This is a genomic window from Spirosoma aerolatum (assembly GCF_002056795.1).
GTDB classification, from domain to species: Bacteria; Bacteroidota; Bacteroidia; order Cytophagales; family Spirosomataceae; genus Spirosoma; species Spirosoma aerolatum.
In genome coordinates this window covers 6,686,826-6,709,281 of the sequence record NZ_CP020104.1, presented here as the reverse complement: position 1 = coordinate 6,709,281, position 22,456 = coordinate 6,686,826, and the positions used below count along the sequence as shown (strand labels likewise).

Below are 22,456 nucleotides of genomic sequence, written 5' to 3'. Positions count from 1 at the left end.
GATCTATGGAACGGTTGCATTTTTGTACTTTGTTTATATATATTTATTATTGGTAACTTTACTGTTTCCTTTATTGAATTGTGTTTACTTTTGTATTTTCTACTTACGTTACTGATAAACTATCTAAAGTAGTACCGGCTAAAACTCTGGTAGGCAAACGATCTTTGATTACGTAAACGAATTAGCATGAACAGAAACCGACGCATCTCCTTCATGATCGCTTTGGGTTTACTGATTACTATACTCATTGGAATCAACGCCTGGCATACAACCGATCGATTAATTGAGTTGAATAATTGGGTCGTGCATACCCATCGCGTGCTCAATAAAACGCAGCGATTGTTAGCCTTGCTGACCAATATGGATAACGATTTGCGCAGCTATCTACTGAGTGAAAATCTCTATTTCAAAGCTGACTTTGAGCGTACCAGTCGTGAAATGAGTCAGCAGCTGAAAAGCCTTAGAACGCTATCAGTCGATAATCCAGTTCAATTCAAACGTTTGCAGTTACTGGATACGCTCTTTCAGGTAAAGCTGGATCGAAGCCGTACATTGTTTCAGGACAATGGAATTGAGCCGGGGAAGGCAAGGCTCGATTCGATCGAACGGTTTTTAAGTATTAGCAGTAACTTCTATCAGGTGCTTAAAGCAACGGAAAGCTACGAAAACGTTTTGCTTGAAGCCCGTGAAGCGCAGAACAAACGCTCGGTTTCGTACGCCACTATCAGCAATCTGATAGGGGCAATTGCGGCTTTATTAATGATTCTTTGGGCCATTTACGTATTGTATCGGTCCTTGCGAAAGAGTAATCAACTTAATCAAAAACTTACCGAAAGCGACCAGCAAGCCAAGAAATTACTCGAAGCGGTGCCCGTTCCTATCGTCATCGTTGATCGGGAAGGTAAATTTTATTACGCTAACCAGGCCGCCTATCATTTGTTTGATAATCTGCTTGTCTTTGATCAATACAACCGAACGGTCAATACAGATTACCTCTTCCGGTTTCCTGATGGGGTACCCTATCCACCTGAAGAGCGGCCTACCTACCGAGCGTTGCAGGGGGAGACGGTACAGGTAGATGATCTTGAGCTACGCGTCAATGGTAAAGTGATTCATTTACTCAGTTCGGCCACACCAGTCTACGATGCCCAAGGGCAATTGCAATACGTCATTACATCGAGTATCGATCTTAGCGATCGTGTTCAATCGCAGACTCGCCTGCAGGAGGCTAAGAAAATTGCCGAAAAAGCGGCTAAGATCAAGGAGGATTTCTTAGCTAACATGAGCCATGAAATTCGGACTCCCCTGAATGCCATGCTTGGTTTTTCCGAATTGATGGAAACAACAACGTTGGATAAAGAACAACGGGAGTATATTGGCTTGATTCGAACGGCAGGTAAGAACCTGTTAACGATTGTGAACGACATTCTTGATATTTCCAAGCTGGAAGCTGGGATGATCAAACTGGAGTCGATTCCGTTTAGTATTCAGATGCTGACTGCCTCGCTTCGAGCTATGTGCCAGGCAGCCGTAGCCGATAAAGGCTTGCAGTTGACAGTTAAAATAGCTTCGGATTTGCCCGATCTGTTCTTAGGTGATCCGACCCGCCTGACTCAGATCCTGCTGAATCTGCTGAATAATGCTATCAAGTTTACCAAGCAGGGCAGTGTAAGCCTGTTTGTCGAGAAAGGGGAGCCGTCAACGGCCGAACGCGTAATGGTGCGCTTCATTATCGAAGATACGGGTATTGGTATTGCCGAAGATGTATTGCCTGCCATCTTTGAACGTTTTCAGCAGGCTGACGATTTTACGACCCGGTATTATGGAGGAACGGGACTGGGGCTAAACATTGTCAAAGCATTGACCGAACTTCAGGGTGGTTCGGTTCAGGTGAGCAGTACGGTGGGGCAGGGGTCTCGTTTTATCGTAGCGATCCCTTACCCGATAGCCCAGCAGCCGAATACCTTTAATCAGCCGATTTTGTCGACTATGGCTCCCATTGAAGGGGATGTGTGGGTGTTGGTGGTTGAAGATAATCTGATGAATCAAAAGCTGGCCGTTCAGGTACTGAAACGATTGGGATATCATGTTCAGGTAGCCGACAATGGCCAGAAAGCACTTGCTATGCTGGCCGAAGCGGCTTTTGATGTGATTCTGATGGATCTCCAGATGCCGGTTATGGATGGCTATGAAACGACTCGTCAGATCCGGTCAACCCTGAAAAGTACAGTGCCTATTATTGCCATGACAGCCCATGCGCTGCCCAGTGAGCAGGAAGAGTGTTTGAAAGCGGGAATGAATGATTTTCTGCCGAAGCCGTTCCAACTGGAGGAGCTTCAGTTGCTCATGCGCAAATACGTGTCGGCCAATCGGCTGGTTCGCCCAACCTCTTTACAGGTGCAGATAACACCTTTATCGACTCAGTTTTCAATTGATCCTTTACTCAACGCCGTTGGTAATAACATGGAATTGGCCACTGAGTTAATCGACATTTACCTGAATGAGACCCCGCAGGGCATGGATGCCTTACAACTAGCAATAAGCCAGCAGAATGTAGAGGAAATAAAGCGACTCATTCACACCCAGCAGGTCCACACCAAAATGCTGGGTATGCACGAAGCGACCCGATTGATCCTGGAAACGGAAGCACTGATACGAGAAAAGAAAGCGTTTAGTGACATCCAGCCATTAGTAGAGCAATATATCCGGGAAGTGAAAGCTGTATTGCCCCAATTAAGCCAGTATGTTCAGTCCAGCGTTGATGGCGAAGCGTAGGGGCATAAAGCAGAATAGCTCCAGATAAGGAGCTATTCAACAGTTTATTCAGTTAGATTTATTTCGTCAGTTTTTGTGTCACCACCTTTTCCAGATATTCCCGGATAGGTTGAATTTTGATCTGGCTCAGCACATCCTGCGAGAATGCATACAGCAGCAACGTCCGGGCCTCGTCTTTCGGAATCCCTCGTGAACGCATATAAAATAAGGCTTCGTCGTTGAGCTGACCGGTCGTAGTTCCGTGAGAACACTTTACATCGTCCGCAAAAATTTCTAACTGCGGCTTGGTGTTCATCGTAGCGCCAGACGAAAGGACGACATTCTTACACGACTGATACGCGTTGGTTTTCTGGGCGTCGGGCCGGACGAAAATCTTACCGTTGAAAACCCCTGTACTGTTGTCGTCCAGAATACCCTTGTACAGTTCATTACTGTACGAATTGGGCATGGCATGGTCTACCAACGTGTGGTTATCGACATGCTGACGGCCGTTTGGCATGTAGAGGCCATACATAAACGCTTCGGCCTGCTGACCATTCAGTACAATATTCAGGTTGTTACGCACAAAGCTGCCGTTGAGCGTGACCGTAGCCGAATAAAAATGACTGTTATCGGCCTGGTTTACCTGCGTGGTCCCAATATGATACGCCTGTTCGGTTTCGTTCTGCACCTTGTAATACTGCATCCGGGCATCCCGTTCGAGGACAATCTCAGTAACGACGTTCACGAAGCTGGTGCCTTCGCCCAGAGTCCGATACGACTCGGCCATCATGACCTCAGCATTTTTGCCCACCAGTACCAGATTACGGGGTTGCGAGGTGATGTTTTTAGTGCGTGTGTCGGTAATAAACCGAAGAATGATCGGTTGCTCCACCGTTGCGTTGGCAGGTACCCGGATCACAATACCGTCGTTAGCCAGCGCGGTGTTTAGGGCCGTAAAAGCATTCTCCTGATAGTCGGCATACTGGGCGAAGTGGGTATCGATTAGCTCAGGATCTGCTTTTGTAGCATCGGCGAAACTCATGATCTGAACCTGGTCGGCCGGGCTGATGAGCCTGGATAATTCAGCATGATAGCGCCCATTGATAAAATAAATAATGTTGCCATCAAGGTTTGGAATTTCCAGCGGAGCCAGGTCATCTATCGTCAGTGTGGTTGTCTCGTCCAGTTCAAACGACTGTTTCAAGAGGCCATTTACACTGGAGTATTTCCATTCTTCGTTCCGAATGGTTGGAAAGCCAAGCTGGTCGAATTGTCTCAGAGCACTACGCCGGATCTGATGCAGCGCGCTTTTACGCTCGCCGTTCATTCGCTCTTCGTTGTCCCGAAAAGCCGCCAGCAATTGCTCTTTAAACTCGTTATAAGATGCGTAAGAGGGAGTCATATTTTTGATGTATGATGTAGGATGTAAGGTGTATGATATACTGTGAATGATGCGCTTTATGTCAATTGCACTATACATTCATGTATTATACAGTGTATACCCTATATCAGATTGCTTCGGCTTTAATCCAGTCGTAGCCTTTTTCTTCCAGTTCGAGAGCCAACTCTTTCGGGCCTGATTTTACGATACGACCTTTGTACAGAACATGCACAAAATCAGGTACGATGTAGTCGAGTAGCCGCTGGTAGTGCGTAACCACAATCGTAGCGCGCTCTGGCGACCGGAGTTTATTGACACCATCGGCTACAATCCGCAGGGCATCGATATCCAGCCCCGAATCCGTTTCGTCCAGAATAGCTAGTTTGGGTTCCAGCATGGCCATCTGGAAGATTTCATTTCGTTTCTTTTCTCCCCCCGAAAATCCTTCGTTCAATGATCGGCTCAGCAGTGATTGGTCGATGTTGACGAGTTTCATCTTTTCTTTCATCAACTTCAGAAACTGCACAGCATCGAGCGGGTCCTGACTCCGATATTTTCGGATTTCGTTCATCGCCGTCTTGAGGAAGTTGGTTGTACTGACGCCCGGTATTTCGACTGGATATTGAAAGGCCAGAAAAATACCTTCGGCCGCCCGTTGTTCAGGGGCCATGTCCAATAAGTCCTTACCGTCGAAGGTAACGCTGCCGCCCGTTACGTCGTAATCTTCCCGACCTGCCAATACAGATGCCAGGGTGCTTTTTCCTGCACCGTTAGGACCCATAATTGCGTGAACCTCACCGGGGTTGACTTCCAGATTGAGACCTCGTAATATTTCTTTGTCGCCGATAGAGGCTTGTAAATTACTGATGGATAACATAATAGGTTGTAATGCCCTCGTTGGCAAATGAGCCGCAAAGATAACAGATGAATCAGTATCTCTCTGTTCGGGTAACAAAATCAACTACTTAAAAGTTGGCGTACCGGCTGCTAATCCTAAATTCACCGGCATCTAGTCACACAAACGAACAGAAAGCCCTCCAACCAGACGGTCAGAGGGCTTTCTGAATTGCGATCAAGAGGTTCTCTACCGTACCCGCTTGATTCGTATGGGAACACAGACGGGTGATACGCAGCATGGAACAGGAGCCATGTAGGTTGTCTGAGCCGTTTGTCCGGCAAAGCTCACCGTCACCGTATGTAGTCCTGAGCCACTTAATAGTCCCATCATGGAATACGGTACTGATGTAGTTCCGGCCGCAACCGTTACGGTCAGGCTGAGTATACCGTCTGAAATCGTCATAATACCCGCAGGAGCGTTGGTCAGTGCAATGACACCCGTTGTGTTATAGGTGTTCGTATTGGGCTGACACACACCCGGATCTGTTACGGATATAGTCATGCCAACGCTACAGCTAGCCGGAGCGGTATAGGTGCTTACAGTTGTTGAGCAGCCCGGTAGCGAAGCGACGACCGTATGGCTGGAACCATCCGAAACCAGATTGGCAAACGTAGCCGTAAAGGATGCACTAGCGCCCGTCACAGTGGCAAAGGTCATACTAGTAGGGCCATCGGTCACGGTGAGTATGCCTGTAACTGGGTTAGCCAACGTGATGACCGCCTTTGTCGTAAATGTGTTGGTTGCTGACTGACATACCCCTGCCGTAACGACAGCACTCATGGAGCAGGTCGATGCTACGGAGCAGGAAGCTGGAGCCGAATATACGGCCGTAGTAGTCGAGCAGCCAGGCAACGTTACCGTTGCCGTATGAATAGCGCCATCAGAAGGCAGGCCGGGCACGGAGATGGTTGCCACTGATGCGTTGGCGGCTACCGTCTGGCTGACAGGAGAGGCTCCAGGAATACTGACCGTGATAGTGCCGTTGACAGGATTTGTCAGGCTAACCACTACCAGAGCCGAGTAGGTGTTGGTAGCGGTGGTACACTGACCAGCCGTAGCGACGGCAGTTATGGAACAAACCGGCGCGACTGAGCAGGAAGGGGCCGTATAGCTACTTGTGGATGTACCACAGCCCGGCAGACTCGCGGTGGCCGTATGAGTGAGTCCATCTGAAGGCAGGTTCGTAAAGATAACCGTGAAGGTATTCTGACCATTGGCTGTTGTAGAGACTGTTTGCGTATTTCCGCCCAAATTCACGCTAAGCGTCCCGTTTGAAGGATTCAAAACCGTTACCGTTACTGAAGCCGAGTAGGTGTTGGTGGCCGTGCTACAGGTTCCTGCCGTAGCCACGGCACTGAGCGAGCAGGGTGGAGCTACGGAGCAGGAAGCTGGAGCCGAATATACGGCCGTAGTAGTCGAGCAGCCGGGCAACGTTACCGTTGCCGTATGAATAGCGCCATCAGAAGGCAGGCCGGGCACGGAGATGGTTGCCACTGATGCGTTGGCGGCTACCGTCTGGCTGACAGGAGAGGCTCCAGGAATACTGACCGTGATGGTGCCGTTGACAGGATTCGTCAGGCTAACCACTACCAGAGCCGAGTAGGTGTTGGTAGCGGTGGCGCACTGACCAGCCGTAGCGACGGCAGTTATGGAACAGGGCGGAGCTACCGAGCAACTGGCTGGAGCGGTATAGGTGGCAGTGGTCGTGCCACAACCGGGTAGACTAACGGTGGCTGTATGACTGAGTCCATCGGAGACCAACCCATTGAAGACAGCCGTGAAGGTGTTCTGGGCATTGGCCGTGGTGGAGAAGGTCTGTGAGCCTCCTGCCAGATTAACCGTCAGGGTAGCCGCCACAGGGTTGAGTACGGTCACGGTTACCGAAGCCGAATAGGTGTTGGTAGCTGAGCTACAGGTTCCGGCCGAAGCCACCGCACTGAGCGAGCAGACAGGGGCGATGGAGCAGGAAGCTGGAGCGGTGAAGGTGGCTGTAGTGGTACCGCAATCGGGCAGGCTGATGGTGGCCGTATGGCTAAGACCGTCGGAGACTAGTCCGTTGAAGACAGCCGTGAAAGTGGGGGTGTTAGCCGCAATCGTTTGACTGATTGGACTGGTGCCGGGTAAGCTAAGGGTGAGCGTACCAGCCGAACTGTTGGTCAGACTCACAACAACCGAAGCAGAATAGGTATTGGTGGCCGTGCTGCATTGTCCCGCCGTAGCTACGGCACTGAGCGAGCAGGGCGGAGCTACCGAGCAGGAAACAGGTGCCGAATACACCGATGTGGTCGTTGAGCAGCCGGGTAGTGTTACGGTTGCGGTATGAATCCCTCCATCAGAAAGCAAGCCGGGGACTACTACGGTAGCTACCGATGTATTGGCGGCTACTGTCTGGCTAACGGGTGATGCTCCAGGAATACTCACCGTAATGGTACCGTTCACTGGATTGCTTAAGCTTACCGCAACCAGTGCCGAGTACGTGTTGGTGCCTGGCATACACTGACTTGGTGTGGCAATAGCCGTCATTGAGCAGACAGGGGCTACTGAACAGCTAGTCGGAGCGGTATAGGTCGCACTGACCACCTGACCAACTAAGCTGGCCGTTACCGTATGTGAGCCTGTCCCGCTGCTCAAACCTGCCAGCGTATACGCTACGGAAGTAGCGCCTGCACTGACCGATACGGTAGTCGCCACAAGGCCATCTGAGAAGATAACTGTACTGGCCGGAGCATTGGTGAGTGAAAGCGTTCCCGAAATAGAATACTGGTTGGTTGCACTCTGGCAAGTTCCGGGCGTTACAGTTAAGGCCAGAACTGGAATCGCTACTGAACAGCTTGTCGGCGCGGTATAGCTGGCCGCTGTAGTGCCGCAACCGGGTAGGCTGATGGTGGCCGTATGGCTAAGACCATCGGAGACTAGTCCGTTGAAGACAGCCGTGAACGAGCTGGTATTGGCACTGATGGTCTGACTGATTGGACTGGTGCCGGGTAAGCTAAGGGTGAGCGTACCGGCCGAACTGTTGGTCAGACTCACGACAACCGAAGCAGAATAGGTATTGGTGGCCGTGCTGCATTGTCCCGCCGTAGCTACGGCACTGAGCGAGCAGGGCGGAGCTACCGAGCAGGAGGCCGGAGCGGAGTAAACCGCTGTAGCTGTCGAGCAACCAGGTAGGGATACCGTTGCTGTATGAATAGCGCCGTCTGATGGCAGGCCAGGAACTGTGATCGTTACCACCGATGTATTGGCGGCTACTGTCTGGCTAACGGGTGATGCTCCAGGAATACTCACCGTGATGGTGCCAGTCAATGAATTTGTCAGGCTGACGGCCACCAGAGCCGAATAGGTATTAGTCGCCGTATTACACTGGCTTGGCGTGGCTACGGCCGATAATGAGCAGATACATGCGGTCGGATTTAAGGTGACTGTAACATCCGTATAACAACCGCTGCTGTTGAAAACCCTTACTGTATACGCCTGAGCCGAAACCGGATTTGGTAAATTGTTCGCAATTATTCCATTGACCGGAATCGTTTGGGCGGTTCCTGAGAGTGGAGCGGATTCATTGAAATCAGTGCCTGTGGAATATTGATAGGTGTATCCTGTTTTGAAGTTGCTTAACACGAGTTGACCGTTTGCCTGCACCAAACCACCTGCACAGGTAGCCGCCAGGGCTGAAGCCTGGAACGTTGGCAGCGTATCTTCCTCAACAATGAAGGGGCAGCAACTAAAACTAGGGCATAGACCCGATAAACTATCGGCAGCCAAACTGTAGCTTCCAGGTGTCGTAATGTCGAGGATATGCGTCGTCTGCCCTACGATCAATACGCCGTTTTTGTACCACTTATAACTGGTTCGGCCAGCGGGTGCGTTCAGTCTGAACAGATAAACATCGCCTGTACAAACCTGTACCGGAATCGTAGTACATACTTTAGCTGTATCGCCCGGTATGGTTGCTTTGTTATACAGAATCCCCGAGCTGTCGGCAATGGCCTGGTAAGTTAGCGTAAAGCTCTGAGAGGGAGTAAGACTTCCTACTGTCCAAGTGCTAAGCGGGGTTCCCTGATTGAAGGTTGTACCTGTCGGAGCAGTAGCTGAACCGCCTACATAACGTAGTCCCGTTGTCATCGAATCGCGAACCGCAACATTAGTGGCCGTTGTGCTGCCTGTATTGGTCAATACAACAGTATAGGTCAGTACGTCACCAAGTTTAGCTTTAGGTTTGCTGACGTATTTCGATAAGGTCAGTTGCGTACCAGTCGGTTGTGTACACGAGCCGGGGGCTGTGTAGGTTGTTGTTGTCGTTGAACAACCGGGTAAAGTGGCCGTTACTGTGTGCGAAGCCCCATTGGATACGATGCCATTGAAGGTAGCGACGGCAGTAGTCGTCCCTGTTGAAGCCGGAACGGTAAAGGTTACGCTATTAACTCCATCCGTAACCGTTAGTATTCCGGTAGTTGGGTTGTTCATCGTAACCGTTACCGTGTTGGAGAATGTGTTGGTGGCGGTGCTGCAGAGTCCGGGTGTGGCCACGGCGCTGATCGAGCAAACCGGAGCCACCGAGCAACTGGCAGGGGCTGTATACGTGGTGCTGGTGGTAGCGCAGGCCGAGGCACTGCTGGTCACCGTCACCGTATGTACGGCTCCGTCGCTTTGCAGGGTTGTGTAGCTGAAAGCAATTGACGTTGTACCGGCGTTGGCCGTTAGCGAACGGACATAGCTGCCATCCGTTAGGGTCAGAGTTTGACTGGTCGGGCTGTTGGTCAGGTTTATCGTTCCACTCAATACGTACTGGTTCGTAGCCGGATTACAGTTGGAGCCACTAGCCGTTACACTCAGGTTACAGCCAGGTGCTACCGAGCAACTCGCTGGTGCTGTATACGTTGTCGTTGCTGTCGAACAACCCGGCAGTGTGGCCACTACAGAATGCGTACTGCCATTGGAGACTAATCCAGGGAAAATAACCGTAAAGGTATTGGTTGCACCGGCAGTGGTAGCGAACGGCTGGGTTTGCGTACCGTCCGTAATTAAAAGCGTACCCGATGTTGGATTGTTGACCGTTACCACTACTGTTGACGAATAGGTGTTGGTGGCCGTAGCACACTGACCAGCCGTAGCCACCGCACTGATGGAACAAACTGGAGCCACCGAACAACTGGCTGGAGCGGTATAGGTGGCAGTGGTCGTGCCACAACCGGGCAGACTAACGGTGGCCGTATGACTGAGTCCATCGGAGACCAACCCGTTGAAGACAGCCGTGAAGGTGTTCTGGGCATTGGCCGTGGTGGAGAAGGTCTGTGAGCCTCCTGCCAGATTAACCGTCAGGGTAGCCGCCACAGGGTTGAGTACGGTCACGGTTACCGAAGCCGAATAGGTGTTAGTAGCTGAGCTACAGGTTCCGGCCGAAGCCACCGCACTGAGCGAGCAGACAGGGGCGATGGAGCAGGAAGCTGGAGCGGTGAAGGTGGCTGTAGTGGTACCGCAATCGGGCAGGCTGATGGTGGCCGTATGGCTAAGACCATCGGAGACTAGTCCGTTGAAGACAGCCGTGAAAGTGGGGGTGTTAGCCGCAATCGTTTGACTGATTGGACTGGTGCCGGGTAAACTAACGGTGAGCGTACCGGCCGAACTGTTGGTCAGACTCACGACAACCGAAGCAGAATAGGTATTGGTGGCTGTGCTGCATTGTCCCGCTGTAGCTACGGCACTGAGCGAGCAGGGCGGAGCTACCGAGCAGGAAACAGGTGCGGTAAAGGTCTGGCTGACAGGAGCGCAGGCTGAGTTGGAATAGCTGGCCGTGATGGTATAGGTTTGGCCATTACTCACTAAGCCTGAATAGCTGAAGGTTCCTGAAGCATTGCCTGCCGGTAATGTAAGACTTCTGGGCGTAAATGCATCCGAATTTATTGTCAGCGTACCACTGGCTGGTACATTGGTTGACGTAATCGTGCCCGAGAGTGCATAAGTATTTGTCGCGGATGTACACAGGCCGGGGGTAACCACCATTGCCAAACCGCATGATGGTGCCACCGAACACGAGGCAGGGGCCGTATAAGTTGTGGTTGCCGTACTGCATCCGGGTAACGTAGCCGTTACCGTATGTAGGCTGGCATTAGAGAGTAAACCTGTTAAGGAATAGGTCGCTGAAATTTGCCCTACGGAAACACTGAATGAGGTAGTACTGCTGCCATCCGTCACCGTGACAAGTCCGGCAGTAGCGCTGGTCAGGCTAACGGTTCCGGTAACCGTGTAGCTGTTGGTTGCCGCCTGGCAGGCTCCTGGTGTTGCCGCTACCCCTATGGCACAGGTGCCACAAACGGCTTTGGCCAACGTTACCGAGACCACCGTTGAGCAGACTGGACCGCTATAGACAATGATCGAGTAACTCTGCCCAGCCGATGTAGCAGGGTCGGCTAATCCAGTAAACGAAACCGCAGAGGAAGATACGGGTTGTCCGCTAACGGCTGTGTACGATGGCGCTGGACCGGCTGTGTATAAGAATGCTTTATCTCCATTCTGAACCCCTGTCAGATCGATACGGGCACTATTAGCCGTTACCGTTTGGCCTACGCAGACAGCAGGGGTGGCCACAAGACTGGCGATTACGGCTGGCGCACAGGTAAAACCAGCATCGAGGGTATGATTGACTGTACCGGCCCCGCCCGTAGTGAAACTGATAGCCGGTAAACTATTGCCACCGATTGTTGCCAGTTGAACGTTGGAATCGTTCAGTGTACTGGCGGTAGGAGCAGTGCTTAGTGCCTGGGTAAGCTGATACCGATTCGAGCTAATAGTAAGCGAACCACCTGTAAACTGGCCGCCAGTTCCGAATACCACCTGATAGGCTGTGTTGGGCAGAAGTGTTGTATCCGCCCCTGTGCCATTCCAGGTACCGTTGGTCAGTTTGCTTTTTGATGAGAAGTAATACTCGCCATTCGCGTTCGTCGTTGTGGTCGCTACAACCGCTCCTGCTTTATATAACGAGACATTAACACCCGACAAACTCTGTTCGCAGGGGTCCTGAATTCCATCATTATCGGTGTCGAACCAGACACGGTTACCGATTTCAATGAAAGTAGGCGTAGTACAACCTAACTCAAAGTCACCCAAACCGACCGATTTCTGGAAGTTTCCGTTCTGAAAAACTACATAGGATGACTGAATCGAGCCGTTGGCGTTTGAAAACTGGCGGAATCCATTGGCATAGGGTACTTCGTTCAAGGGGTCCATTGCCGAAGTCAGCACGTTTCCTGAACCCGGACGTATAGCCAGACCTCCCAGCGCATTCTCGGTATGGACCAAAATACCAACCTGAACGAAGTCGTCATTATAAAATTCGCCCGAACCTGGTCCCTGGCTATTGTTTGGTAAAGCACCGGTAATACCAGCGACCTTTGCATTGTTTTCCAGAATGTAAACACCATTGATATTGGCTGCCCGGAGTATATCACCACCACTAATGGCATAATACAATTTGGTGTCGGCTGCCCGTGTGCCATAATTATCGGCCGCCCCCTGTAACCCTGTGCGGTCAGCAAAGCCGAGTACCATCGAGTTGTCGATGTCGAATTCAATCCCCGACAGAATAGGCTGGCTACGCAACAGGTAATGCCCATCGACAAAGACCAGTTGATCAAAGTTATCTGTCCAGGTGCGCCAGTTGTTCGAAGCGGCTCCTGCCTGTATATCATCGTTCAGCAGTGCCGGGCCTTTCGGATAGGTCAGGGGGAAGTCAAAAATAGTACTCCAGGTATTGGCTACAGGGTCCAGGGCATACACAAAAGCCCGCATATCCGACCGATTGTCCGTTACTGACCCATCGCAGATGACGCCTACGTATACCTTGCCTTTATGGTATTTGATACCCCAGGGTCGGGAATTATTGCCATTCGAGCAGCCATTGGGGATGGCAAATGAAGTCGACGTAGTTGGCGATGCACCGCCCGCATTATAGGCTGAGATATCTAAGCGGTAGACTTTTTTATCGAATAGGTTGACGAAATAAAGCTGGTTGCCGTCCGACGAAATAGTTAAGCCGCCAATACCAACTTTACCGACCTGTGCAAAGGCGGCCGAATCATGGCTAAACGAAATAGCGCTGGCCGATAATCCACGGCTGACATTGCTACCTACGCTGGCTGATCCGACGTTGATACCCAGGTTGGTGACGTCCAGAAAATTACTGACCGCATTGGTGGTTGGATTGATGGCATAAATACCGCCCAGCCCTAATGGGCCCAAACCAGCATGCCGACGCAGTACCGATGAGGTAAATATGGTTTTGGTTTGTTTGTTGTAAACCGTGCCCCAAAGCGCCCCAACCTGAGAGGCACTGGCAATATGAGCCGGATTGGTTGAATTCGTATAGTTGCCCGATCCGGTAGAAGTTGAAAAATCGTTATAATTTACGGATACAAAGGCATCCTGTGTACCCGCTGTTCCGCTAGCCAATGGGTTTCCATTCACGTAGCAGGGTACGAAAATTTTGGGATTGTTCTGGCAATAATCCGTTGGGTCCGACATGCCCAGATCGACTCCGCAATCGGGCGCTGTGATGAATTGGACCGTTGTCCGACCATCTACCCCATTCGGCGTTCCCTGAGCTGAGTAGGCTGATGGGAGGTTCGTAAACTCCAGCCGAACGGGATAATTAGCGAGGGGGATGGTTAATTTATATTGGCCGTTTACATCGGTCGTCGTGGTATACACCGTACCGGCACAATCGTATGCTTTCACAACAATACCAGAAACCCCTGTTGTTTCCCCGGCATTTTTGACCCCGTCGCCATTAAAATCATTGAAGGCAGTACCACTCAGGTCAGTACCGGAGGTACAGGTTATTGGCTGACAGGCCGCCGGGGCAGTGAAGGAGGCCGTACTCGTACAGACGGTGTTGCTCGCAAAAGAAGCGGTTACTGTACCGCCCGACCCGTCGGCTGGAATTTCGAAGGTGAATACCTGAGGGGATGCGAACTCTACCGGTACCTGGGTTTCGTAAGGGTCTGGATCAAAAAAGCTGATGACATTAATACCAGGCGTAACTTGCCGCGTCTGATTCCCCAACTTAATAACCAGGTTATCGTTGGCTGGAGCATCGGTCCAGCCAACTTCTACACTTACTGTAGCCCGACTACCTGCCGTAGTGTTGTAGCATCCAGAAACGGTTGGCGTAACGGTAACGGTCGTTGTGGCCTGATACGTGATAACCAGTTTAGGGTCACCGCTGCTGGGCTCATCGTAGGCATTGGCCGAAGGGCCTGTGCCTGAAGTAGCGTTGAGTAATAACGTAATCGCATTATTGGGTTTCCAGTCGGAGCGATTAACGATTTCCTGCACAATGGCCTTCAGATCGGGCGTGCGTTGATTCACACCCTGAGCCCCATTAGTCCAGGTGGCTGAATTTGTCCAGTTGACCGATGCCGATGTTGGTGCTGTAGTATAACGGCTTGAAATATCATTGGATCCGATAGCGGCAGTAAATGAATTCGAATTGGCAACGTTGTGTCCACGAATCCCTACGTTCGATATACCGGCCGAAGTAGACGTAGCACTGTTGCCCGTAAATTGAATATAGGCGTTTGTTATCGTCGCCGATTTTGGAATGTACACCGACGCGAAACGGATACCAATATACCGATTGAAAAAAGCCAGATCGGCACTAGAGGTGTTAATGGTCGAAACGGTTCCAGAGGTGACTTCCGTAGCATCGTCGCCACTTAATGTAACGGGAATGGTTAGTGTCGAATTGGAAATGCATTGGGCTAATCCCACAGAGAATAGCTGCGTTAAAAAGAACAAAGACACGGTAAGACAGGTTGCTTTTACCAGTCCACCAGGAGTAAAAGGCCGTTTCTGAATTACTTGCGTGGTCGACGCCATAGTACAGGTAGGCATAGAGTAAAAAAATTAAAATGAATTACACGGAACGTTGAAGTAACAGCACATCTATCCACCCGAAAGTGGTTTAATGTTTCCTGGATGTCTTTGTTGGATATAGCTGAGTAATGCCTGTCGGCTTTGACGAACGTTCCCATTCTGCTAGGCCAGCCACTGTACTACAGTCAAAAACGGTAAGTGCCTTAGACGCAAACTATCAAGTTGATAAACAGGCAACTTGATTTACCAGTTGTTTTTAAAATAGCTGTAGTGGTTGACGTAAACGCCCAATGAAGTCCTTAATTTTACTTCATTGACAACGGTTACATTGGTCAAATAGTGGACTCCACAAATGCCATGCCAGTAAATTGGAAATTCGTTGGTGATCATAGAATAAAGCTGTTTTATATATGAAAAAGGGCTATTTGTATTTTTTTTGCTCTGCATAGTCCGTTGTTTAGTGTACTTGACCCATACTGTAACTAGCTGTATTTTGCTCCTTAGTAGCTCCTTATAAGTTAAATTTTTCAGACCAATGCTGAAAAAATGTGATTTTAATTAGAGAATATTTTTATAGAGTAACATAAATAGGTTGTTGATGGCGTTCTGATTGATTTGGTAAACAAATGCTGTAGGCCAAGGATGGCTATTCGAGACGATTTTGATTGATTACTATAGAACAGAAAGCGGTATCGAGGAACCTCGGTACCGCTTTCTGTTCTATAGTTGGTTAACCGGCAAAGCGAATCAACGGTAGCCGTGATTCACGCCCGATTTTATGTCTATCTAGGATCACCAATTCGTAGAGGTCGTTTGGTCTGCGTGATCACATACGGTACACACACCTCGGCCGGACAACCACACACCGTCGGCAACAACAACACCGTCACATCCCGATAACAACCCGAACCTGCATAAACCCGGACCGTGTACGACTGGGCCGTGGCCGGATTGACCAGATTGCTTACCAGCACCCCATCCACCGGAATGGCCTGGGGAGCCCCCGACAACGAGGCCGCTGCATTGAAGCTGGCTCCCAGCGAGTACTGGTAGGTTAACCCTGAGCCAAAGCCACTGAGCACCAGCTTACCGTTGGCCTGGGGGCTGTTGCCCACACAACTCACCGGCAGGGCCAGGGCCTGATAGGTGGGCAGGGTGTCCTCCTCGACAATGAAGGGACAGCAGCTAAAGTCAGGACACTGACCCGTGTTGCCATCGAGCACCAGCGAGTAGGTGCCTGCTGCGGTCACACTGAGGATGTTTGTGGTCGCTCCTTCGATGGGCGTACCATCCTTAAACCACTGGTAGGCGGTCCGTCCGGCGGGTGCCGAGAGTTCGAAGGCGTAGTCGTCCCCGGCACACATATGGACGGGGATGGATGTACAGACCTTGGCGGTATCGCCGGGTATGGAGGCCGTGTTGTAGAGGATTCCAGTGCTATCGGCTTTGGCCTGGAAGGTGAGCGAAAGGCTCTGTCCAGGGGAGATGACAGGGATGAACCAGGTGCTGGTTGGGTATCCCTGGGTGAAAGTGGTACCGGTTGGAGGGGAGGCTGAGTTGGTGATGAAAGTCAGCCCGGTGGTGGTCGAATCCCGCACCGTCACGTTGGTTGCGTTGGCAGTACCAGTATTGGTCAGCACGATGGTGTAGGTCAGGATCTGGCCGATCTGGGCCTTCGACTTATCGACCATTTTTTCAAGTACCAGATTCGGCTCCTGGCAAGAGGCTGGTGCAGTATACGTAGCGCTGGCCGGTGGACAGCCTGGTAGCGTTGCTGTCAGACTATGGACGGCTCCATCAGAAGGCAGATTGGTAAACGTAGCTGTAAACGAAGCGCTGGCAGCAGCAGCGGTCACAAAGGTCTGGCTCTGGCCCTGGGTGCTGATCGTAACCGTACCAGCTACCGGATTCGTAAGCAATACTACGGCCGTTGTGGAATAGGTATTGGTCGCTGTAGCACACTGACCTGGGGTGACTTTCGCGAAAATTGGGCTACAGATGTCGGAGACGATACAGCCAATAGGTGCGGTATAAATAGCACTAGCCGTTTTGCCTTCGTAAGCTACAGTGACCGTGCGCGACTCAGCCCCCGAAGGAATGGCCAGAATTGTATACGGAACGGTGCTCGATCCCGCAATAATCGCTACTGTCGTACTGACGGGCCCATCGGTAAGGACGGCTATCCCGTTGACAGCATTAGTCAGCGAAAGAGCCCCAGCGATGTTATATTGACCCGCATTGACGTCACAAGGACTCGGCTGATTGACATCTATCGCCAAACCAACGGTACAGGATTCCGGCGCTGAATAGGTCAGGCTAGCTGTTTTTCCTGCGTAACTGGCCGTAACGGTATGAGAATCCGTACCTGAATTCAACTCTAATAGCGAATAGGCGACGGAAGTAGCTCCTGCAGGTACGGTTACCGTTGTCGAGTTGGCCCCATCGGTAATAGTCGCTATACCCGCTACCGCATTGGTCAGACTAAGTGAACCTGATATACTGTACTGATTGGTAGCGCTCTGACAGATACCCGGTGTAACCGTGAGGGCAATGGCTACCGTACAGGAAGCTGGTGCTGTATAAGTTGTACTGGCCAGTCCACAGTTATCTGCCGAAGCACTTACCGTGTGCAGATTTCCATCCGAGTCTAACCCAGTTAAGGTAAAGCTGGCTGGGCCATTTTCGGTTAGGGTCAGTGTTGTACTGGCCGTTCCATCCGTAATCATGATAACCTGACTTCCGATCGCGTTCGTCGCTGATACAGAACCTGTGATACTATACTGGTTAGTGGCACTCTGACACAGGCCGGGAGTCACAACCACAGTTAGTAAACAGGGTGGAGCGACCGAGCAGGAGGCTGGAGCAGTGTAGGTTAGGCTGGCGGTTTTACCGGCATAACTTACCGTGACAGTGTGGATAGCCTCATCCGAGATAAGTCCGCTCAGTAGATAGGGTACCGAAGGGGCGTTTGCGGATACCGAAACGGTCGTGGTGCTGGCTCCGTCGGTAATGGTCGCTATACCCGCCACGGCATTGGTCAGGCTGAGCGTACCAGAAATACTGTACTGATTGGTAGCGCTCTGACAGATACCCGGTGTAACCGTAAGGGCAATGGCTACCGTACAGGAAGCTGGTGCTGAATAAGTCAGGCTGGCCGTTTTACTGGCATAGCTGGCCGTAACGGTGTGAGAGCCCGTACCCGAGGAGAGCCCACTCAGCGAATAGGCTACCGATGTAGCGCCTGATGGCACAGTTACTGTGGTCGAGTTAGCTCCGTCGGTAATGGTCGCTGTGCCCGCCACGGCATTGGTCAGGCTGAGTGTACCAGAAATACTGTACTGATTGGTAGCGCTCTGACAGATACCCGGTGTAACCGTAAGGGCAATGGCTACCGTACAGGAAGCTGGTGCTGAGTAGGTAACACTAGCGGTTTTACTAGCATAGCTGACATTAATTGTATGCGAGTTTGTGCCTGAAGCTAATCCTGTTAATGAATAGGCTACCGATGTAGCGCCTGATGGCACAGTTACTGTGGTCGAGTTAGCGCCATCGGTAATGGTGGCGATACCGGCAATGGCATTGGTCAGGCTGAGTGAACCCGACACGCTGTACTGATTTGTCGCTGTCTGACAGATACCCGGGGTAACGGTTACGGCCACCGCCACGGCACAGGCTGCCGGTGCTGCGTAGGTTATGCTGGCTGTTTTACTGGCATAGCTGATAATGACCGTGTGTGAACCGCTGCCCGATGTGAGGCCACTCAACGAGTAAGGGACCGACGTGGCTCCCTGCGCAATCGCGACGGTCGTTGAAATGCCTCCATCGGTAATGATTGCTGTACCAGCAATGGCATTGGTGAGGGTAATAGTCCCGCCGAGGGTATAGCTGTTGCTGGCACTGACACATGGTCCTGGATTGGCACTCAGGTTGAGACCTATGCTACAGGAGCTGGGGGCGGAATAAGACGCACTGACACTAGCCCCACAACTGGTTGTCGCCGAAGCTAATACCGTTACAACTCCAGTGCCGGTTCCGCTGGTAAGTCCTGTCAGGCTATAACTCGCCGACGTCTGGCCCGCCGAAACACTGACAATTTCAGTGGCAGAACCACTGCTTACCGTTAGACTTTGAGCGGGGCTGTTGGTCAGGCTAATCGTACCCGAGACACTGAACTGGTTGGTAGCAGGGGTACAAGCCGAAGGTGTTGCGTTAACCGATACCAGATCACAGCACAATGCCTGAGCCAACGTAGTACTGATGACGGTATAGCAGGTCGGGCCGTTGTATAATGTGATATAATAGGTAGTACCCGTGCTACTGGTTGGATTCGCCAGCCCCGTAAATGATACCGCAGAGCTTGATACTGTCTGGCCACTGGCGGCTGTATACGACGGCAGAGTCGATGAAGTGGATATGAAAGCCTTGTTGGCGTTCTGAATATTCGACACTAAAATACGGCCGTTATTTTGAGAGGTTCCGGTTCCGATATTACAAACAGCAAGTGTAGAGCTAATGCTTCCGGCTGTAGTCGGCAGACAGATAAAGCCTACATCCAATGTGTGATTATTTTCACCGTAAGCGCCCGTGGTCAGGCTAATAACCGGGGCTGTCAGACTAGCCACTGTCGTGATCTGGGCATCCGAATCGTTCAGGTCATTGGCGTTGGTTACCTGACTATTGGCCGTCGTCAGGCCGTATTTGCCATTATTTAGCGTGAGTACACTATTCGTATACTGACCACTTGTGCCAAATACCAACTGATAAGCGGTGTTAGGCAATAGGTTAGTCGTTGAGAAAGTGCCGGTTACGGTACTACTGGTAGGCAGGCTGTTGAAATAATATTCCCCATTGGCATTTGTAGTTGTGCTGGCAACGAGCGTACCGCTTCGGTAAAGCGAAACGTTTACCCCCGCTAAAGCAGGCTCGCAGGCATCCTGTAGGCCATCCTGATTGGTATCGATCCAAACGCGGTTTCCGATTTCAATTAATTTGAGTTCGTCGCAAAGCAGTTCGATATCGCCCAGTCCGGTTGCCTTACCAAATGTACCATCCCGTCCGGAGACGGTGATTGGCGATGAATATAGGGCATACGCATCATTCACTGAGCCGTCGGTATTGCTCATACGTCTGACACCACCTGAAAACCGTACAAAGTTATAATCTGTATTGACGCCAGTTGGATCCATCACCCCTGCTACAACTTCGCCTGAACCAGGGCGTAGTGCCAGCGAACCCAGGCCGATCTCGGTATGGTATAAACCATCTGTGCCAGCTCCAGCCCCTGAGTCGTCAACATAAAACTCGCCAAAGCCTGGGCCCTGGTTATTTTTGGTACGGGTCCCAACAATAGGGCCGGCTTTGGCTGCATTTTCCAGCACAAAGGTACCCTGGCGCGAAAAAGCACGTAATAGATCTCCGCCAACCCGGCCACTATAAAGAGTATTTCCCGATAAACCATAGTTCAAATGGCCTTGCTGTAAGCCAGCCCGGTCACCCAGTGCAAGAATCATCGACCCATCAATGTCAAATTCGATATCCGTCAGCATGGGCTGTGGATGGATCAGCGTAATCGATGCGTCTCCGCCTGAACCGAATGTGATTGTTGTAATCTGATCGCTGAATGAATTGCTCCAAGGAAACCAGCCGGTTATGTCCGTATCTGCCCAATCGGGGTAGCCTTTAGGATAGGTAAGCGGAAAATCGAAAATAGGCGTGTTACTGAAGGTATTTGTTGTTGGGTCAAAAACAAATACGCCAGCTCTCAGATTCGATTTATTGCCCGATGACGCATCACAAACCGTGCCTACATACACTTTGCCTTTAGAGAACTTAACAGCCCATGAGCGTTGAGTGCCACCCACACAACCCAAACTAGGAACAGCGTATGGGCCTCCTTTCAGAGTAATATCGCTCTTATTCTTAGTTGTGTTATACGTACTTAGGTCCAGCGCATATAGCGACCCGTTTTTGATGTTCATCAAATAGAGGGTCTCTCCGTCGCCAGACATACTCATGCCACCTATCCCCACTGTTCCGATCAGACTAAATGAGGTAGGGTCTGTTGAAGGCTGAGTTTTATCATTATTTAGATTACGACCGCCGGTGCCATTGGCCGGTACGCTACTGCTACCTACGTCAATATTAAATGGACTAGCGGTCAGGTCAATATATTCAGGTGTTGATGGGCTACTCTGGTTGGTTAGGTTCGTAATATAGATAGCACCTAAACCACCAGGTCCCAAACCGGCATGGCGTTTTAAGGTAGCCGCACTGAACAGACGTTTCGTGATTTTGCTATAGGCTTGTGCCCAGAGGGTACCTACTGAGGAGGCTGGTACCGTGAATGTCATGGCATCACTCGTGCCATTACCACCTGCATCATATGGAAAGCCAAGCAATGCCCGGTAGGTTCCTGCATTTCCTCCTCCTAATGGATTACCACTCACATAGGTAGGTAAAACAATAAGAGGATTATTCTGGCAATAATCGATAGGGTCATTCACCCCTAGGTTTACATTACAATTGCTGGCCGTTATGAACTGGACGGTAGTCCGACTGCCAGAACCCTGTAAGGTTGAGGAAGCTAAGTAGGTGTCAGGTATGTTGGTAAACTCAACCCGTACCGGATACGCCAGCGATGCACTCGTCGACCATATTCCATACGCATCGGTCGTGACCGAAACAGGTGCGCTGTTATCACAGGGGTAAATTTTAACAACGACGCCACCAACGCCATTCGTTTCTCCATTGTCTTTGACACCATTGGCATTATAATCATTAAATACCTGGCCACCCAAGCTGCCCGATGCACAAACCGTAGGCAAGCAGCCCGAAGGGGCTGTGTAGGAACTGGTGCTGGAACAAGCAGTGGTGGAATTGAATTTAGCGGTTATCCCGGCAGATGTTCCATTGGCGTTTACCTCGAAGGCCACAACCTGGGGTGAAACAATGGTCTGCGAGCCAGTGGGGTCAGTGCTACCGCCATTGCCATATTTTACGCTAATTGTTCCTGGCGTGATGGTACGGCTGAGTGCGCCAGTAGTGACCACGATATACTGATTGGCCGGTGCATTGTTCCAGGCCACCTCCACACTGACGGTGGCTTTGCTGACCCCGCTAAGTGAATAGCAGCCAGAGGTGGTAACTTTATTAATTGTAACGGAACATTGCGCTTTAACAAAGCCAATGGATAGGATAAATAAAAAGAGCGGTACCATTACTGTTCGTAGCCCTGTCTGCCAACTGCTACTGACATCTAGTAATGACTTACCTGCCTTTATCCTCAACCTGGTGCTCCTGAGGGATAAGAGCCAATAAAACTGCTTTGTAGTAAATGTAGACATACTTTCTATGTTGCAAATAAATGGATACGAACCGTACGCACTTATTTCAAAAAATATGCCGTAAAGGTGGTAGTGTAGAAGATCATTAATTATATAAGGGAATTACTATACATTAAATAGAAGTAGTTGATATTTGTGTATATAATTATAGTGATGTGTATACTTAAAATTGTTTGTATCAAATAGTATGCCATTTGGTTATATTAT

General features: G+C 50.6%; 5 protein-coding genes. 1 reads left to right on the top strand and 4 read right to left on the bottom strand.

Annotated elements, in window-relative coordinates; genetic code table 11:
• Positions 1-186: 186 nt before the first annotated feature.
• Positions 187-2,775: a response regulator gene (locus tag B5M13_RS27835; protein ID WP_245859522.1), complete on the top strand. Its 2,589-nt coding sequence runs from the start codon at positions 187-189 to the stop codon at positions 2,773-2,775.
• A 58-nt stretch (positions 2,776-2,833) separates the two neighbouring features.
• Here the strand turns inward: B5M13_RS27835 and sufD are convergent, their stop codons facing one another.
• The 4 genes from sufD to B5M13_RS27810 form a co-directional block, all read right to left on the bottom strand.
• A complete protein-coding gene (gene sufD, locus B5M13_RS27830) occupies positions 2,834-4,159 on the bottom strand; it encodes a Fe-S cluster assembly protein SufD (RefSeq protein WP_080058775.1) in 1,326 nt (441 codons plus the stop codon).
• A gap of 106 nt (positions 4,160-4,265) precedes the next feature.
• Positions 4,266-5,015 (bottom strand): Fe-S cluster assembly ATPase SufC, encoded by a 750-nt coding sequence (gene sufC / locus B5M13_RS27825; protein ID WP_080058774.1) that lies wholly within the window; start codon positions 5,013-5,015, stop codon positions 4,266-4,268.
• Between the two features lie 207 nt (positions 5,016-5,222).
• Positions 5,223-14,924: an SdrD B-like domain-containing protein gene (locus tag B5M13_RS27820; protein ID WP_080058773.1), complete on the bottom strand. Its 9,702-nt coding sequence runs from the start codon at positions 14,922-14,924 to the stop codon at positions 5,223-5,225.
• A 764-nt stretch (positions 14,925-15,688) separates the two neighbouring features.
• The gene (locus B5M13_RS27810; RefSeq protein ID WP_170061204.1) at positions 15,689-22,123 is read right to left on the bottom strand and encodes an SdrD B-like domain-containing protein; all 6,435 of its coding nucleotides are present in this window, start codon (positions 22,121-22,123) and stop codon (positions 15,689-15,691) included.
• Between the last annotated feature and the right edge of the window lie 333 nt (positions 22,124-22,456).

Coding starts and splice junctions, on each gene's coding strand:
- B5M13_RS27835 (WP_245859522.1), top strand. CDS start 187: ATGAACAGAAACCGACGCATCTCCTTCATGATCGCTTTGGGTTTACTG.
- sufD (WP_080058775.1), bottom strand. CDS start 4,159: ATGACTCCCTCTTACGCATCTTATAACGAGTTTAAAGAGCAATTGCTG.
- sufC (WP_080058774.1), bottom strand. CDS start 5,015: ATGTTATCCATCAGTAATTTACAAGCCTCTATCGGCGACAAAGAAATA.
- B5M13_RS27820 (WP_080058773.1), bottom strand. CDS start 14,924: ATGCCTACCTGTACTATGGCGTCGACCACGCAAGTAATTCAGAAACGG.
- B5M13_RS27810 (WP_170061204.1), bottom strand. CDS start 22,123: ATGGTACCGCTCTTTTTATTTATCCTATCCATTGGCTTTGTTAAAGCG.